An 18,603-nucleotide genomic window follows, 5' to 3' on the forward strand; every position below is an offset into this window, starting at 1 on the left:
GTTTACTCCTCCTCTATGCTGATGGTTATGTCATTCCCGATATTGTCCGGTGAGAGAGAATCTTTTTTTATGTATACCGTCTCCATCTCTCCCGGTGCCATTATGGGACGTTTTTTTCTCAAAAGTACGGTATCACCGGATCGTACCATAATGCTTGCCCTCTGATACACCTGTCCCACCCGGAATCTCACCGGCAGTGTTTCATCCATACAGGCCGGACGGATCTTTGCCGGAACTGTATAGCGCACACCGGATCCACATTTTACCGGAATCTCTTCTGTTTCTTCTGTTCTTCCTGCGTTTACATATGCAGCCGCGCAGGTTCCTGCCATAGTTGCCTCCTGAGATACAAAATCCACCAGATCATGCACATGCAGGACGTTACCACAGGCAAATATACCCGGAATACTGGTTTCCAGGCTCTCATTTACCACAGGACCGCCGGTCACCGGATGAAGCTGAACACCGAGTTTATCAGAAAGTTCATTTTCCGGAATCAGTCCCACGGATAACAGCAGGGTGTCACAGGCATACTCTTCTTCCGTTCCCGGAATCGGCTTCCGGTTTTCATCCACCTGTGCCAGTGTCACAGATTCCACCCGTTCTTTTCCTTTGATATCCACCACTGTATGACTTAATTTCAACGGGATTCCAAAATCATCCAGACACTGGACAATATTACGTTTCAGTCCGCCGGAATACGGCATCAGTTCTGCCACAACTTTGACTTTCGCACCTTCAAGCGTCATTCTCCTTGCCATGATCAGTCCAATATCTCCGGAGCCAAGAATCACAACTTCTCTGCCCGGAAGATATCCCTCAATGTTAACCAGCCTCTGGGCAGTTCCTGCAGAATAGATGCCTGCCGGACGATACCCCGGAATATTCAAAGCCCCTCGCGGCCGTTCCCTGCACCCCATGGCAAGAATCACCGCTTTCGCCTGAATGGTAAATAATCCGTCTTTCCGATTCAGGGCTGTGATTTCTTTTTCCGGACTGATATCCAGAACCATCGTCTCAAGAAGGCAGGAAATCTTTCTCTTTTCTGCTTCCACCTCGTACCTTTTTGCATATTCCGGTCCTGTCAGTTCTTCCTGAAATGTATGCAGTCCAAATCCGTTATGAATACACTGGTTTAAGATACCTCCCAGTTCTTTGTCACGCTCCAGGATCAGAACATCCTGTATCCCCTGGTCGTATGCTGCACAGGCTGCGGCAAGACCTGCAGGTCCTCCACCGATAACTACGATATCATATGTTGTCTTCATCTTACTCCTCCTCGCCTACAGGCTGTCCTTATTGTATCCTCTGATCAGCCGGGAATCTTTTCCGGCCTTTGTGATTGTCTCCATCGGCACTTTCCATTCTCTTGCCAGAATCTCCATGGTTTTCGGAGAGCAAAAGCCTGCCTGACATCTTCCCATACCGGCCCTGGTTCTCCGTTTCACCCCGTCAAGTGACTTCGCGGGAATCAATCGATGAATGGCTTCCACAATTTCCCCCTCTGTCACCGTCTCACACCGGCAGATTACATTGCCGTAGGCCGGATTTTCCCGGATCAGCTCCTGATAAGCTTCTCTGGAAAGATTTTTCGGATTCACAAGCCCTTTTCTTTTCTCCACAAAATGCTTTTTCTTCTTTGCACACAAATATCCGGTTACAAGTTCTGCCACCAGTTCTCCGATTGCCGGTGCACTGGTAAGTCCCGGCGATTCGATTCCCGCACAGTCAAAAAATCCCTCTGCATCTTCCGCTTCCCGAATGATAAATTCATGTCCGTCCTCATGGGCTCTCAGCCCTGCAAAAGAAGTAATCACCTGGCGAAGCGGCAGATTTGGAACACTTCGCATTGCTTTCTGTGCCACTTCATCCAGACCTGTTTTTGTGGTATTCGTTCCTTCTTTTTCCTCAATATCCACAGCCGTTGGCCCCACCAGAAGATTGCCGTGAGTAGTAGGTGTCACCAGGACTCCTTTCCCGTATGCTCCCGGTATCTGAAAGATCGTATGGTGTACGGTTGTGCCCGCTTTTTTGTCCAGCAGATAATACTCTCCCTTCCGTGGTGTAATACGGATCTTTTTTTCACTGACCATATTGTGAAAAACATCCGCATAAACACCCGCTGCATTTACCACACAACGGGTCTCATATGTTTTCTCTCCGGCATGGATCCGATATCCACCTTCCGTCTTTTCTATCTGCTCCACCGCCGTATCAAAATAAAATTCTGCTCCGTTTTGACAGGCATTTTCCGCAAGAGCCAGATTCAGTTCAAAAGGACACACGATACCACCGGTCGGTGCATACAGTGCAGCATATACTTCTTTGGAAAGATCCGGTTCCATCCGGCGTACTTCTTCGCCGGAAAGAATCTGAAGTCTTTTTACCCCATTTTCTTCACCCTGTTTTTTCAGTTTTTCCAGGCGTTCCATTTCATCTTTTGCAAAACATAACACCAGAGAACCGTTTCTCTCGAAAGGAATATCCAGATCTTCTGTCAGTTGTTCCATCATCTGATTCCCCCGTACATTCATCTTTGCCATCAAACTGCCGGGACGGGCATCAAATCCGGCATGAACGATCCCGCTGTTCGCCTTGGATGTTCCACAACATACATCCTCTTCTTTTTCCAGTACTCCCACTTTCAGATCATACCTGGATAATTCCCGGGCAGTCGCACTTCCGCTTACACCGGCTCCTATAACGATTACATCATACATACTGTTTCCTCCTGTAACTCAATAAAAAAGACAGACAGAAAAGCACCCGTCACCGGATGTTTTTCCTGCCTGTCTCTGTTCTCTGCAAGTTCTTATTTGATTGTTTACTTTACCTTGACTGCTGTTGTTCTCAGTCTTCTTCTTTTGCCCAGTTAAATGAATAACGGACCGCCTTTTTCCATCCCTTCATCCGTTTTTCCTGTTCTTCCACAGTAATCTCCGGTTCAAAGGTACGGTCAATAGACCAATTGGCTCTTACCTCTTCCTGATCCCTCCAGTATCCCACAGCCAGTCCCGCAAGATACGCGGCACCCATCGCTGTTGTCTCCACACAGGACGGACGTTTTACCGGAGCCTGTATCATATCTGCCTGGGTCTGCATCAGAAAATCATTGGCACTTGCTCCGCCATCTACTTTCAACCCGTTCAGCCGGATCCCCGCATCTGCTTCCATAGCCTTGATGACATCATGTGCCTGATAAGCTATTGATTCCAGAGTTGCCCGGATAATATGGTATTTGTTGACTCCACGGGTCAGACCCACAATGGTTCCTCTGGCATACTGATCCCAGTACGGTGCGCCCAGTCCGGTAAATGCCGGAACCACATAGCAGCCGTGGGTATCTTTTACTTTCTTAGCCATATACTCGGAGTCTGCCGCGGAATCAATCACCCGCAGTTCATCGCGCAGCCACTGTATCGCAGCTCCAGCCACAAAAATGGATCCTTCCAGTGCATAATAAACTTTCCCATTGATTCCCCAGGCGATGGTTGTAACCAGCCCATTTTCCGAAAATACCGGCTCTTCTCCGGTGTTCATCAACAGAAAACAACCGGTTCCATAGGTGTTTTTTGCATCTCCCGGTGTAAAACAGGTCTGTCCGAACAATGCAGACTGCTGGTCTCCTGCCGCTCCACCGATGGGAATCTTTCCTCCAAAAAATGCCGGATCCGCGCAACCGTATACACAGCTTGACGGCATCGGTTTTGGAAGCATACATCTTGGAATATTCAATTCTTTCAAAATATCTTCATCCCAGTCCAGAGTATTAATATTGAACAACAATGTACGGGATGCGTTGGAATAATCTGTCACATGAACAGCTCCCTTTGTCAATTTCCAGATCAGCCACGTTTCCACTGTTCCGAATAACAGATCTCCTTTTTCTGCTTTTTCCCGTGCACCCGGTACATTATCAAGGATCCATTTTACCTTTGTACCGGCAAAATATGCATCTATGATCAAACCGGTTTTTTTACGAAAAACTTCTGTCAGTCCTTTTTCTTTCAGAGAGTCACAGTACTCTGAAGTTCTGCGGCACTGCCAGACAATCGCCCGGTACACCGGTTCTCCGGTATGACGATCCCACACGATAGCAGTTTCTCTCTGATTCGTGATCCCAATAGCTGCGATATCTTCCGCTGATGCTCCAATCTTTGACATAGCCTCCACCGCTACCCCAAGCTGAGTGGACCAGATTTCACTGGCATCATGCTCTACCCAGCCCGGCTTGGGAAAATACTGGGTAAATTCTTTCTGTGCCACACTGCACATTTTTCCCTTTTCGTCAAACAGGATGCAGCGGTTGCTGGTTGTTCCTGCATCCAGTGCCATTACATATTTTGCCATTCTTTCCTCCCAAAACATTTCAAAAGTAAAAGAGCAAACGAAACCAAAGCGGCGCGCGCCGCCAGGTAAGCTCGCTCTTTTCTCCTGCTTCATTATATTCATGGTCTGCATACCATACTTTTGTATATATAGTACCATATACTATCTTTTTGAGCAATATTTTTTGTTATTTTGTAACTGTTCAATAACGTTCTCAATCAAACTGATAATGCCGGATGATCACCTGTAAGCTTTCACGTCCCTGATACATATTGATATCCGGGTAGTATACGATAGAAATTTTCCTTTTTCCTCTCCCTTCTTCCGCAAATTCATCTCCATTCCCGAAGTACACACCGTCCATCGGATATCCGTTTTCATCCGTCAGACGCATCTTTACCACGTTCCGGTTCTTCCCGAACACACGCATCTGGCTGATCCACAGATTTTTCTGTGCAAACAGTGGTTTCTCATTTCCTTTTCCGAAGGGTTCGAGCAGTGACAGTTCCTGCACCAGATCTTTTCGGATATAATGAATTGGCATCGGCACATCAATCGTCACCTTTTCCACAAGATCTTCTTCTGTCAGTCCTGATTGTTCATTAAGTTTTCTTCGGAAACGTTCCACATTTTCTTCTTCCAGTGAGAGACCTGCTGCCATCGGATGTCCACCGAACTTTGTCAGATATTCTTTGCACTCGCAGAGTTTTTCATACATCGAATACGATTCGATCGACCGTCCGGAACCTTTGACACCCTCTTCTCCTCTTGTCAGCACGAAGGAGGGTTTATGGTATCTCTCCCGCAGCCGCCCGGCAATAATGCCCGCCAGACTCTCATGACATTCCGGAAGAAAGACTACCAGAACCGTATCTTCCATCATAGATGTGGATTCCACCTGCTCGATGGCTTTTTCCAGTCCCTGTGCCGTCATCTCCTTACGGCTCTCATTCAGATTTTTCAGGTCACCTGCCAGTACGGCCGCTTCCTCTCTGCTATCTGCCAGCAACAGCTGTAATGCCCGTTTTGCCGTATCCAGTCGTCCGGAAGCATTCAGACACGGACCAAGAATGAATCCGATATGGTACGGACTGATATTCTCCGGTTCCAGATTATTTACCCGGATCAACTCCTGCAGACCAAGGTTCGTGGTGTGATGAAGCCTTTGCAATCCTTCTTTCACCAGAATCCGGTTTTCATCCTGCAGATCCATCACATCACCGATTGTAGCGATTCCTGCAAATGGAAGCATTTTGTCCACCAGATCCACTTCCGGTGCCATTTTTTCATATAACGCTTCCATCACTTTCATTGCAACTACTGCACCGCAGAGTCCTGCAAAAGGATAGGAACAGGCCTTCTGTTTTGGATTGACTATGGCATCTGCAGGTGGCAGAATCTCCTTTCTTCCCCCTTCCAGATCTTCAAACGGCACCTCATGATGATCTGTCACGATCACGGTCATTCCCAGATCTTTTGCTTTCCGTATCTGCGTCACTGCAGCGATTCCATTATCACAGGTAATAATCGTATCTCTCCCCTCCTGCCAGGCCTGTTCAATCAGATGTTCATTGATTCCATATCCGTCTGTGATCCTGTTTGGAATCATCATATCCACATCACCTCCAAGCCCCCGGAGACTCTCCAGTAAAATATATGTAGACATTACTCCGTCAATATCATAATCTCCGATGATCCGGATCCTGTTTCTGTTTTCTATTTTCTCCTGCAGGATAGCCACTGCCTTTTCCATATCTTTCAACAGCCAGGGACTGTAAAAATCTTTCCGGCTTCCGTGAAGATATTTTTCAATTGCTTTCTCCCCGATCACATCACGGTTGCGGATAATCCTCGCTGTAACCTGATCAATGCCAAACCGTTCTCCGATCCCTTTAAAATCAGCCCGCTTAGCTGCTACCATCCATTTTTCCATGTTGTCTGCTCCTCATCTTAGCTGTGATTGAAAAAAGCTGCTGCATCGCTGCAACAGCTTTTTGATTACCCATTTCTTCTACTTTGTACTTTTTCCTGATTTCGTTTTCATGACATACCACAGAGCACCGGTGATACATACAGAAGAGTAAGCACCACATACGATACCTACCATGATCGGAAGTGCGAATTCACGGATAGAAGATACACCCATAACAAATACTACAAATATGGTAATAAATGTAGTGAAGGATGTATAAATACTTCTGGTCAGTGTCTGGGTAATACTCATATTTACCAGTTCTTTCAGATCCGCTTTCTTGCCGGCACTCTTCAGATTCTCACGGATACGGTCGAAAATAACGATGGTCGCGTTGATAGAATAACCAACTATCGTCAGCATGCAGGCAATAAAGGTATTACCTACAGAGATTCTTGACAGTGCATAGAATGCAAGTACTACCATTACATCATGTAACAGTGCCAGAACCGCACTGGATGCAAAACGTACATCTTTGAAACGGAACCAGATATACAGCAGCATACAGATCGTAGCGATCAGGACTGCCACAATCGCATCTCTTCTCATCTCAGAACTTACCGTAGAGGAAATACTCTCTGCGGTGATCTTGCTGTCATCCACACCAAAGCTGTCTACCAGTTTCTGGTTCAGTTCTTCTCTCTCATCCAGGCTCAGAGATCTTGTCTTAATGATAACCGCATTGCTGTCAGCGACTTTGGATATCTGAATATTTGCATCACCGGTTACTTCCTGTACTACCGGTTTTACCTGGCTGTCAAGGTCATCGATGGACATGTCATCATTGAAAGTTACGTTCGTAGACGTACCACCCATGAACTCCAGGCTGTAGTTCAATGCTTTTCCGTCTTTTGCATGGAACACGCCCATTCCAACCGGAACAAGCAGAATCAGGATAACAGAAATCGTAAAGAATAATTTTCTCTTTCCGAGGAAATCGATGGTTTTTCTTTCTTTCTGTTTTCCGTAGAACTTTTCATCCCGAAGTCCCACTGCATAGAATGCGTTCACCAGCAGTCTGGAAATTACCAGTGCGGTAAACATGGAAAGAACGATACCAAGAGCCAGTGTCATGGCAAATCCTTTGACACTTCCGCTTCCCATTGCTCCCAGAACAGCAGCTGCGATCAGAGTTGTGATGTTACCGTCCACAATGGCGGACATAGCTTTCTCGAAACCGGTCTTAATGGCGCTTCTTACACTCTTACCTGCTGCAATTTCCTCACGGATACGTGCATAGATAATAACGTTTGCATCCACCGCCATACCGATGGAAAGAATGATACCTGCGATACCCGGAAGGGTCAGCGTCAGGTCAAAAGCATTCAGCATTACCAGTTCCAGTCCGGTATAGATAGCCAGTGACAAAGCAGCTACCACACCCGGCAGAGCGTAAACGATAATCATAAAGATTCCGACCAGTACCAGACCGATGGCACCGGCGATCAGGCTTGTCTTGATTGCCTGCTGTCCCAGCTGTGCACCTACCACGTTAGAACGAAGTTCTTCCAGTTCCAGTTTCAGAGAACCGATACGGATAATAGATGCCAGTTCTTTTGCTTCTTCGATGGACTGCTGTCCGCTGATCTGTGCTTTACCGTCAGAGATCACACTTTGTACAACCGGTGAACTGATAGTTTCTCCGTCATATACGATAGAGATTCTTTTTTTCAGGTTTGCTGCAGTTGCCTCTGCGAATTTTGTGGTACCGTCTTTGGTCAGTGTCAGTTCTACGACATACTGTTTGCTTCCGGTTGTCTGATCTTCTGTGACACCGCCGTCTGCACCTGCGATATCGCTTCCGTCCAGAACTACGTTGCCGCTTTCATCCTGGAATTCCAGAGATCCCGGTTTACCAAGATCTTCCAGAATCTTATTTGCATCGGTTACACCAGGAATCTCTACGGTGATACGGTCATCACCTTCCTGATATACCTGTGCTTCTTCACTGTAGTCTTCCACACGTTTCTGAAGTTTATAGACGGTATCATCCATATCTTCCTGAGACGGATCGTCTCCTTTTGCCTGGTATGTGATACTTACACCACCGGACAGATCCAGACCGGTCTTGATATTTTTTGCAGACCCGGTTCCGGTCGGGCCGAATCCCACAGCGGTTGTAAAGGCTAACAGACCAATCAGAACCACTGTAAGAATCAGCACAAGAACTCCCTGTTTTTTCTTCATCTTCTTATACCTCTTCTTCTGCCATAGCAGCTTTTATCATGATTGCACACTCTACGCGCTTACGTTCCAGCTCGCAGCCCACTTCGTAAACATCATCGATTTTCCCTTTGAAGTTATAGGAGTTTGCCGCACAGCCACCACTGCAGTAGAATCGTGCAAAACATTTCTTACATGCCTCTTTTGCATAGACGTTGCAATTTTTAAAATCTTTACAGATTGCAGGTTTTGTGATTCCCTCGTCCACATTACCAAGAAGGAAATCTTCGTTTCCTACAAACTGATGGCACGGATACAGGTCTCCCCATGGGGTAACTGCCAGATACTCTGTTCCTGACCCACATCCGGACAGACGTTTGTATACACAAGGACCCCCGGTCAGATCAAGCATAAAGTGGAAGAAATTAAATCCGTTTCCTTCTTTATTTCGTTTGATCATCTCTTTTGCCAGGGTATCATATTCTTCAAACAATTTCGGAAGGTCTTCCGGCTGCAGTGCATAGTCCGCATCCGAAGGTGCTACAACCGGCTCTACAGATATCTGTTTGAATCCCAGATCTGCCAGGTTCAGTACATCCTTGGAAAAGTCAAGATTATAATGGGTAAATGTACCGCGGGCATAATATTTGTCCTGGTTACGGCTCTCTGCCCATTTCTGGAACTTCGGAACTACCAGGTCATAGCTTCCGGCACCTTTGCGGAACGGACGCATATGATCGTGGACTTCTTTTCGTCCGTCGATACTCATAACCACATTGCCCATCTCTTTATTACAAAACTCCATCACTTCATCGTTAACCAGAACACCATTGGTGGTCAGGGTAAAACGGAAGTTTTTATTATGTATCTTTTCCTGCTCTCTTCCGTAAGCTACCAGGTCTTTGACAACCTGCCAGTTCATCAGAGGTTCCCCTCCGAAAAAGTCTACTTCCAGATTTCTCCTGCTTCCGGAGTTGGCAATCAGAAAATCCAGTGCTTTCTTTCCTACTTCGTAGGACATCAGTGCACGTCTTCCATGATATTCTCCTTCTTCCGCAAAGCAGTACTTACAGGCCAGATTACAGTCGTGGGCAATATGCAGGCACAGTGCTTTGACTACAGTTGGCCGTTCTTTAAAATGCTCTATCGCATTTTCATAAATGTCCTCGGTAAACAGCATTCCCTCATCGGTCAATTCCTGAATCTCTTTAAGAGCTGTCTTCAGGTCTTCTCCGGAATAAGAAGACGACAGTTTTTCTGTCACTTCTTCGTTGGAACATCCCTGATCCAGCAGGGCGATACAGTCATATACAATATCGTCCACCACATGAACGGATCCGCTGTTTACATCCAGAACAATTGCGTATCCATTACTTTTATACTGATGAATCACTTATTTGTTCTCCTTTTTCTTTTCTTGAGCAGCAGCATCTTCTGCTTCGATATACAATGTAATCACAATTGATCCACCGGATCAATTCTTGATATGCTATGTAACAAAAAGCAAGCAGCGGCTTTTGGACCGCTGCCTGTATGTTCCAAGCATCATAGAGCCTGCTGATTTCTTATTTTGTGTTTTCGCAGCTCTGATTTCCTACTGTACAAGAAGTCTTGCAAGCAGACTGGCAGGATGTCTGACATTCACCACATCCACCTTTTTTCATTGTGTTCTGTAAACTTTTTGTATTTAAAGTTTTAATATGTTTCATTTTGCTTCCTCCTTATGTTATTACTTCTTGCATTATAGCATATGTTCTTTCATTTTCAAAGAGTTTTTTTCGCAACTTCCGGCTATTTTCACGATCTGCCACTGTTTTCAGGCTCCCGTCACCATTGCTCCCAAAGTTGACGACCCTGCACAGATAAGAAGTGTAAGAAATGCACCTTTTACCCCCGATCCCGTACCTCCACCGGAAAAGATGGTAAGCAGCATCAGAATACCCCAGTATATACTGCCAAGTATCATTCCCCACAGATATCTTTTTCTTTCTGCTGTTTTTCCCATATAAATTCCTCCCGATAATCCGGATAGAATATAAACAGCCAGAATACCAGCGGACACTTTTCTCTCATCCAGCTGGTACTTCAGCAACAGCAATGCCAGAAGCAAAAGCCCTGCCCCGCTGACCAGATAGGACACGATCAGACCTTTTATGACTCTGCTGCTCTTTTGTATCCAGATGTTTTTCCCTGTATCCAAAAAAATCCCTCCCATACAGTACTATATGGGAGGGTTGTACATTCTATACCTTATCGGCTTCAGATTTCTTTTTTTCGGTTTTTCTTGCCTGCGATACCAAGTGTTGCAAGCGCTGCTGCCGCGAGTCCTGCATACCAGGCTGTCTGCTGATAGTCTCCGGTCTTCGGATTGACTCTTTTCAGTGTCGTACCGTAAGCCTGCTGTGTCTGGCTCTTCTGTGTGTTTTTCTTTGTCACACTGCCGGATGTGCTTCCGTTTGAACTGCTGCCTGTATTTCCTGCGGACACATTCGGTGTCAGTTTTGTCGTAGTACTTCCGGAAGTTGTTGTATTTTTATTTGTATATGCCTTATCCGTATTGCCTACCAGAGACTGGCTTCCTGCAATCTTCAGACCTGCCACATTGTACGGACTGAAAGAAGTTGTCACAAAGCTCAGTGTTCCGTCTGCATTATAAATCGGAGTAATATACTCGATGCTTCCATCTTTCAGATAATGAATCACAACAAGCTGTGTATAGAGCTGATCGTCCGGTGCCGGCATCGTGATGCGCACCTGTTGTCCGTTCAACTGATATTCATTATCATTCATCATATCCCACAGCTTCATCTCATATGGGCTGATAAAAGTATCTACATTCTGACCGTTCAGAACGGAACTGTCAGATTTATCATTATTCAACTGTACCTGAAACTGTATGTACCATGGAAAATCACCGTCTACCGTAACGTCGTTGCTTGTTCGGTTGACCGTCTTCGCCTGTTCCTGGGCTGTCTGTAACAGTACCAGACTGTCAGCCTCTATATAAGCTTTCTGTGCTTCAGACAGTGCCTCGTATTCTTTTGTAGCCGCTACGATTGCTTCTACCTCTTCCGTTGTCGTCACTTCGCTTGGAAGGAAATCCAGCTGTTCCTGTACCGTTGCAATCTCATTCATCTGCTCCCAGGTAAGTCCGGATCCTTCTGTGCTTTCTGTATCTGCCGGTGTCTCTGGTACGGTATCAGACGGTACCTCCGGCTGTGGTTTTGGTGTCTCAGGCGTTGGTGCTGCCGGATCCGTTGGCGGTACTTCCGGTTCCGTCGGAACATCCGGCACTTCTGTTGGCTCCGGGGTAATCGTTGTGTCCGGATGTGTCACTTCTGAACCCGGATCTGCCGGTTCCGTAACCTCAGGTGTTGGCTGTGGCGTGCTCTCCGGCTGCGGTGTGACTTCCGGTGTTGTTGTCGGTTCCGGTGTCACTGTAACCTCAGGTGTTGCTTCCGGAGTCGGTGTGACTTCCGGTGTATCGGTTGCTTCCGGCGTTGGTGTGACTTCCGGTTTCAGAGAACTTACGCGAACAGTAACCTTTCTGGTCACAGTTTCGCTGTCTTCGTCCCATCCTTTTTCCTTGCTGTAATCAATCTTTTTCGCGTCATAGGGATGGAAAACCACCTGATAGTCTGTCTCGTATTCTGTTGGAACTGCATCCTCTTTTTCCCAGGAAAATACTCCGTCTCCATCGCAGCCTTCCAGGGAAATCTCTGACAGTGCTTTTGTATCTTTTACCGTAATTACTTTCGGAACATAAACTTTTTCTTTTTCTGCTGCTCCTTCTACTTCACCATCGCCGGTGATATCCTCTGTATACAGGCGGACATTATCCAGCTTCAGACAGCCGGTCACGAGAACCAGTGCATCTTCAAAATCTTCTGCGCGGCGGATAGAAACTCCGGATGGTAATTCCCAGGTTTCTTCCTCATCTACAGTAACTGTACCACAGATTCGGATCACACCGCAGGATCCTGCAAGTTCTGCTGCCTTTTCAAAGCTTTTTACTGCCTCATCCTGGCTCTCGCCGCTATTCTTATCATTTCCCGTTTTTCCATTCAGATATACGATGGTTTTTTCTTCTTTCTTTTCCCCATCCTGAGTATCTTTCTGGTCTTTTGCAGACTCCGCATATACCATCTGACCGGTTGTGGAAGAAAGAACCATCACAGATGCCATCACCATTCCCACCGTCTTCATGTATCGCTTCGCTGCCGGTTTATTATTTTTCTTCATTATCCACATCTCTCCTGCTTTGTATTCTCGGCTGCGGTTTCACAGCTTTTTTACTACTTTCACAGTTATTCAATTTTATATTATAACATATACTTCTCTTTTTCAACACCCCAAAAAATATGATTTTACAAGAATTTGTCTTGATTTTTGAATCGAATTCCTGTATATTCAAGTACAACTACTACATATTTTCAAAGGAGTGAATATTTTTGGATTCTGGCGACGCCATACAACTAATTGTGTTACTGCTGTTAATTTTGCTTTCCGCATTTTTCTCTTCCGCAGAGACGGCCATGACTACAGTCAACAAGATCCGTATCATGTCTCTTGCTGACGATGGGAATAAAAAAGCAAAAACCTTATTGAAAATTATTGAAAATCCGGGAAAGCTTCTGAGTACGATCCTGATCGGCAATAATATTGTCAACCTGTCGGCATCTTCTCTGGCAACCACCTGGACCACGAGAGTTCTTGGTAATGCCTTTATTGGTTTTATCACCGGCGTTCTGACCTTGCTGATTCTTCTGTTTGGTGAGATTACTCCGAAAACCCTGGCAACATTACAGGCAGAAAAAATCTCTCTTGCCTATGCACCGGTAATCTATCCTCTGACCAGGCTGCTGACTCCTGTAATTTTCCTTGTGAATCTGCTTTCGCGCGGTGTCTTATTTCTGCTTCATGTAGATCCCGATGCCAAGCCAAATGCCATGACAGAGCAAGAACTTCGTACCATCGTGGATGTCAGTCATGAAGACGGTGTCATCGAGAGCGAAGAACGGCAGATGATCTATAACGTTTTCGATTTTGGTGATTCTCAGGCCAAGGATGTGATGGTTCCCCGTATCGATATGTCTCTGATTAATGTGGATGCCACTTATGACGAAGTAATTCAGGCATTCCGCGAAGACGGTTATACACGTTATCCGGTCTATGAAAATTCAACAGATACCATCATCGGCACTCTGAATATGAAAGACCTGATTCTGCGAGATCCGGAAAAAACGTTTTCTGTACGGGATTTTCTCAGAAACCCATATTTTACCTATGAATACAAAGGTACGGCAGATCTTCTGATGGAGATGAAAGAATATGCCGTCAATCTGGCAATAGTCCTTGATGAATATGGCGCAACCGCCGGTATGATCACACTGGAAGACCTGCTCGAGGAAATCGTCGGAGAGATCCGTGATGAATACGATGCCGACGAAGAGGAAGACTTTAAAGAAATCGTTCCAAAACGAGAATATCTTGCAAAAGGTTCTGCCAAACTGGACGATCTGAATGAAGCTCTGGATCTGCATCTGGAAACGGAAGATTACGATTCTATCGGAGGTTTTGTGATCGAACAGCTCGATCACCTGCCGGTTCCCGGTGAATCCTGTATCACAGATAATCATCTGAAACTGGTCGTTGATCAGGTGGACAAAAACCGTATCGAACTTGTACACATCTATATACCGGAAGATTTTTACGATAAAAAAGAAGAAGAGGATTAACCTCTTCTTCTTTTTTATTCCACACTTTTCAGTGATTCGATCATATCAATCTTTTTCAGCCGGTAATACATCATTCCATTGACTAACAATGCAAATGCCAGTGTGATCAGTCCGCTGTACAAGAAACTTCTGAAAAATATACTTCTTCCGAACATCATCATATCCACTTCTACGGTTCGGATCACCTTTCCATGCAGAAAAGCACCGATTCCCACACCTGCGAGGATTCCGAATACCGTAAGCACCATATTCTCACGATATACATACGAAGCCACTTCTCCGTCGTAGAATCCAAGCACTTTCAGTGTTGCCAGCTCTCTCTGACGTTCTGTGATATTGATATTGTTCAGATTATACAGCACCACAAATGCCAACAAACCTGCCGATACGATCAGAACCACAATGACGATATTCAGAGAGCGAAGCATGTTGTCGATCTCACTGATCAGATCTGACGTAAAGGAGATAGCTGCGATCTCCGGATATTCCATGATCGTCTGTCCCAGTCCGTCCTCGTAACTGTCTGACGTATCTTCGTAGCGAAGCAACAGCTGATTATACTCTGCCGCTTCCCCGAACAAGGTCTGATATGTGTCTGTCGTTATATAGATAAAATGCCGCACATAATTTTCAACAATCTCCGTGATTTCGACTTTCACAATCTGATCACCCTTTTTCATCTGCACTGTATCACCGACTTTGAGTCCCAGAATATCTGCCGTCTTCTCACTGATGGCAGCCCCCTGCGCCGGGAAATCATAATGTTTTCCACTGATGCGATCACGCAGATCAAAGAAATCTCCAAAACAAGTCAGATCTTTCGGTACTTCCATCACCGCATCCACACTGCGCTTCGGTGACTGCAGTTCCACACTCTGGCAATACATCTCCAGAATCTGCTGTATCCCCGGATACGTCTCCATCTCGCTTTGTACCCGTGCCTTTTTCTCTTCCGTGGCATCCCCGTTAAAAACAGCGCTTGCCTGATAGGTAAACAGATTGACAAACTGATTCTTTGCAATCGCAGTAATCGAATCCTGCAAGCCAAATCCCACCACGATCAGTCCCATACATCCACCGATACCAATGACAGTCATAAAGAACCGCTTTTTATATCGGATCAGATTCCGGATCGTTGATTTTGTTGTAAAGTTCAGATGTTTCCATAAAAATGGAATCCGTTCCAGCAGAATCCTCTTTCCGTTTTTTGGAGCCTCCGGGCGCATCAGCTGTGCCGGGCGCGCTGCCAGTTCCTTATAACATGCCACTACAGTTGCCACACCGGTACAGAGTGCACTCGCAAGGATCGCAAGTCCGCCCTCTTCCCAGTTTAACGGGGTCAGATACTCTTTCATACCCGTATACAGCATACCATACGCATTCATGATCACCCACGGCAGAATTTTCTCACCGAGCAGCACTCCGACAAATGCACCGGAGATGGTAAACATCAGTCCGTAGGCAAGATATTTTACCGCGATCACACCGTCTCCGTATCCCAAAGCTTTCAGTGTACCGATCTGCTGACGCTGTTCCTCGATCATTCGAGTCATCGTCGTCAAGCTGACAAGCGCTGCCACCAGAAAGAAAATGACCGGAAAGAACTTTCCTATATTTGTGATGCGCACTGCATCCTGTCCGTAATTTTCCGTGGAAGACACCTGATCTCGTCCCCATACATACCAGTCCGGAACCTTCAGATCTTCCAGTTTCTTCTCTCCGTCTGCAATTTCTTCTTTTGCGTCTGCCAGTTTTTTCTCTGCTTTCCGGCTTTCTTTTCTGTATTCCTTCCAGCCGTCCTCCAGTTCCGTCTCTTTTGCATCGATCTCATCTTTTGCCTCCCGGAGTGCGCTTTTTCCATCCACAATCTGCTGTTTTCCGGCAGAAAGCTGCGTCTTTCCATCTGCAAGTGCAGCTTTTGCTCCGGCAAGCTGCTTCTTTCCGTCCGCAATCTGTGCTTTTGCCTGCCCAATCTGCGCCTCACCATCCGCGAGCTGTTTTTGTACCTGACTGATCTGTCTTTCTCCTGCTGCAAGGTGTTCCTTTGCCTGTGCGATTTTCTCCTCGCCCGCCGCAAGTTCCTGACGATGCATACTGATTTCCGCTTCTCCGGCATCCAGCTGCGTCCTTGCCTGCTCGAGTTCTCCTTTGCCCAACTGGATCTGTGTAAGATTCCCGGTCAGTTCCGTCTCTTTCTGTGACAGCACTTCCTTTTGTGTTTCCAGTCCGGTAAGCTGCTGTTTTAACTCCTGCAAAGCAGTCTCGATCTGCTGCAGCTGTTCCGCATCCGGTTCTTCCATCTGCGAGAGTTGTTCTTTCTGTGCTTCCAGTCGGGTGATTTCTTCCTGCACACTTTGCATACCGGTGGCAAGCTGTTCCTGCCCTTCCTGTACCTGTGTGATACCCGCAGTTACTGTCACCTCATTTTCATCCAGCTCCTTTTCTTTTTCTTCCAGCTGACTTTTCTGTTCTTCCAGTTTCGCCGCCTGCTCCTCAAGCTGACTTTTGGCTGTATTCAGCTCTTCTTCCTGTATCTGCAGCTGTACCTTTCCATCCGTCAGTTCTGTCTGCTTTGTGGCAAGCTCCTGTTTTCCGGCTGCAAGTTCCTGCATTTTCTGCTGCAGCTGTTGTTCTCCGGCAGTCAGTTCTTTCTCCTTTGCAGCAAGCTGATTCTCCCCATTTTGCAATTCTGTTTCTTTTTCTGCCAGAAGGGATTCATTTTCCTTCAGTTCTTTTTCCTTTTCAGCGACGGTATCTTTTGCCTCTTCGATCTGCAAAGTACCGTCTTCCAGCGTCTTTTTTCCATCCGCCAGTTCCTTTTCACCGTCTGTTACCTGTTTTCTGGCATCGGAAAGCTTGTCTTGCCCCTCCTGATAAACCGTATCATATCTCCTCTGACATGCTTCCTCTTCCAGCTCTTCTACCCGGTTTTGTACCTGTTTTACAGCCTTTTCGTAAGAGGTACTGTAACTTTCCAGCTCCTTTGCCCCATCCACCTGCACATAGATTTCTGTATAAATCTCACTGGTAAACGTCTCCGGAAGTAACAGCCCAAAACTGTCAATACTGCCGTTTCCGATACTTCCCGTTCCACGGGTCAGTTCCATATAATAGGGTAACGTTGCCGATCCCACAATCGTAAACGTTTCATGAACAAGGTCATCCGAAAGTGCAGTGTCCGTACCACTCTCAAATATCACCTGATCGCCGATCTTTTTTCCGGTTCCATCCAGGAATTTCTGATCCACCAGAATTTCATCCGTTTTCTGCGGCAGCCGCCCATCCAGAATCTGTGGTTCATTTACGCCATCTTCTAACGCGATCAGCTTCACTGTCTGTTCTTTTTCCCCTTCTTTATGTAATACTTCTAACGTATGCCCGCCGGTTACCTGTGCTACGCCTTTCACCTTTGCGATATCTTCCATATCCGTGTCTGTAAGACCGAGCGTTCCCAGCACCCGCAGATCCATGTAATTTGTCTGATCGTAATAAGCATCCGCTGAAGTTTTCATATCTCCTTCTGCTGACCGAATACCCGAAAAGAACGCCGCACCCAGCAGGGAGATGAAAAAAACAGATAAAAACCGTCCTTTATTCTTTAAAATCTCTCTGAAAAAATCTTTCCGAAATGCTTTCATCCTCTCCACCTACCATTCTATCTCTTCCACCGGTGTTGGATTCTCGTTTTGTATCATCTCTGCCACCCTGCCGTTTCGTATCCGGACGATCCGATCCGCCATAGGTGTCAGTGCAGAGTTATGTGTGATCACGATCACAGTCATTCCCTTTTTGTGACAGGTATCCTGTAATAACTTCAGTATCGATTTTCCAGTCACATAGTCCAGCGCACCCGTCGGTTCATCGCAGAGCAGTAACTTTGGATTTTTTGCCAGGGCTCTGGCTATCGCCACCCTCTGCTGTTCCCCACCTGAAAGCTGTGCCGGGAAATTATACATCCGTTCCCCAAGCCCCACTTCTTCAAGAACTGTCTTTGCATCCAGCGGATCTTTACAGATCTGAAGTGCCAGCTCCACATTCTCCAGTGCAGTCAGATTTTGCATCAGGTTATAAAACTGAAACACGAAACCAATATCCTCTCTCCGATACTGGATCAACTTTTTCCCTTTCAGCTTATCCACCCGTGTTCCGTCCACAGATACTTTTCCGGTCGTTGCAGTATCCATGCCGCCGAGAATATTTAGCACCGTTGTTTTTCCTGCTCCACTTGGTCCGACCACGACCACAAATTCTCCCTTTTCTACCTGAAAAGAAATACCATCCGCAGCTTTGATCGTCACTTCTCCCATCTGATAGGTTTTTGTAACCTGATCCATTTCCACATATGCTGCCATAACACCCTCCTGCCTTCCGTATGAAATGATAACATCCTGTTCGTATCAT

The 18,603-nt window shown here is 46.2% G+C and carries 12 protein-coding genes; 1 reads left to right on the plus strand and 11 read right to left on the minus strand.

From position 1 onward, the window contains the following. Positions 1-2: 2 nt before the first annotated feature. The 9 genes from FYJ57_RS04175 to FYJ57_RS04215 all read right to left on the minus strand — a co-directional run bounded on the left by FYJ57_RS04175 (position 3) and on the right by FYJ57_RS04215 (position 12,706). A complete protein-coding gene (locus FYJ57_RS04175) occupies positions 3-1,268 on the minus strand; it encodes an NAD(P)/FAD-dependent oxidoreductase (protein WP_154431646.1) in 1,266 nt (421 codons plus the stop codon). Positions 1,269-1,283: 15 nt separating this feature from the next. Beyond that, the gene (locus FYJ57_RS04180; protein WP_154431647.1) at positions 1,284-2,720 is read right to left on the minus strand and encodes an NAD(P)/FAD-dependent oxidoreductase; all 1,437 of its coding nucleotides are present in this window, start codon (positions 2,718-2,720) and stop codon (positions 1,284-1,286) included. A gap of 130 nt (positions 2,721-2,850) precedes the next feature. Further along, positions 2,851-4,350 (minus strand): glycerol kinase GlpK, encoded by a 1,500-nt coding sequence (glpK, locus tag FYJ57_RS04185; RefSeq protein WP_022170792.1) that lies wholly within the window; start codon positions 4,348-4,350, stop codon positions 2,851-2,853. 193 nt (positions 4,351-4,543) lie between these two features. Continuing rightward, a complete protein-coding gene (recJ, locus tag FYJ57_RS04190; protein ID WP_154431648.1) occupies positions 4,544-6,262 on the minus strand; it encodes a single-stranded-DNA-specific exonuclease RecJ in 1,719 nt (572 codons plus the stop codon). A 78-nt stretch (positions 6,263-6,340) separates the two neighbouring features. Beyond that, complete coding sequence (gene secD / locus FYJ57_RS04195; protein WP_154431649.1) at positions 6,341-8,488, minus strand: protein translocase subunit SecD; 2,148 nt, start codon at positions 8,486-8,488, stop codon at positions 6,341-6,343. Between the two features lie 4 nt (positions 8,489-8,492). Then, on the minus strand, positions 8,493-9,857 hold the full coding sequence (scfB, locus tag FYJ57_RS04200) for a thioether cross-link-forming SCIFF peptide maturase (RefSeq protein WP_328597430.1): 1,365 nt from the start codon (positions 9,855-9,857) through the stop codon (positions 8,493-8,495). Between the two features lie 172 nt (positions 9,858-10,029). Next, positions 10,030-10,173, minus strand: coding sequence for a six-cysteine ranthipeptide SCIFF (gene scfA / locus FYJ57_RS04205; protein WP_022172544.1), 144 nt, complete (start codon positions 10,171-10,173; stop codon positions 10,030-10,032). 107 nt (positions 10,174-10,280) lie between these two features. Next, positions 10,281-10,664: a TIGR04086 family membrane protein gene (locus FYJ57_RS04210; RefSeq protein ID WP_205839907.1), complete on the minus strand. Its 384-nt coding sequence runs from the start codon at positions 10,662-10,664 to the stop codon at positions 10,281-10,283. A 59-nt stretch (positions 10,665-10,723) separates the two neighbouring features. After that, positions 10,724-12,706, minus strand: a complete 1,983-nt coding sequence (locus FYJ57_RS04215) for a hypothetical protein (protein WP_154431651.1) — start codon at positions 12,704-12,706, stop codon at positions 10,724-10,726. Between the two features lie 209 nt (positions 12,707-12,915). Here FYJ57_RS04215 and FYJ57_RS04220 point away from each other — a divergent pair, with 209 nt between their 5' ends. After that, positions 12,916-14,202, plus strand: a complete 1,287-nt coding sequence (locus tag FYJ57_RS04220; RefSeq protein ID WP_117524265.1) for an HlyC/CorC family transporter — start codon at positions 12,916-12,918, stop codon at positions 14,200-14,202. 14 nt (positions 14,203-14,216) lie between these two features. On the opposite strand, the gene FYJ57_RS04225 is transcribed toward FYJ57_RS04220, so the two are convergent. Both FYJ57_RS04225 and FYJ57_RS04230 read right to left on the minus strand, forming a co-directional pair. Next, positions 14,217-17,840, minus strand: coding sequence for an FtsX-like permease family protein (locus tag FYJ57_RS04225; RefSeq protein ID WP_154431652.1), 3,624 nt, complete (start codon positions 17,838-17,840; stop codon positions 14,217-14,219). Positions 17,841-17,849: 9 nt separating this feature from the next. Next, positions 17,850-18,554 (minus strand): ABC transporter ATP-binding protein, encoded by a 705-nt coding sequence (locus FYJ57_RS04230; protein WP_022172549.1) that lies wholly within the window; start codon positions 18,552-18,554, stop codon positions 17,850-17,852. Between the last annotated feature and the right edge of the window lie 49 nt (positions 18,555-18,603).

This window comes from Oliverpabstia intestinalis, assembly GCF_009696065.1.
Lineage (GTDB): Bacteria > Bacillota > Clostridia > Lachnospirales > Lachnospiraceae > Oliverpabstia > Oliverpabstia intestinalis.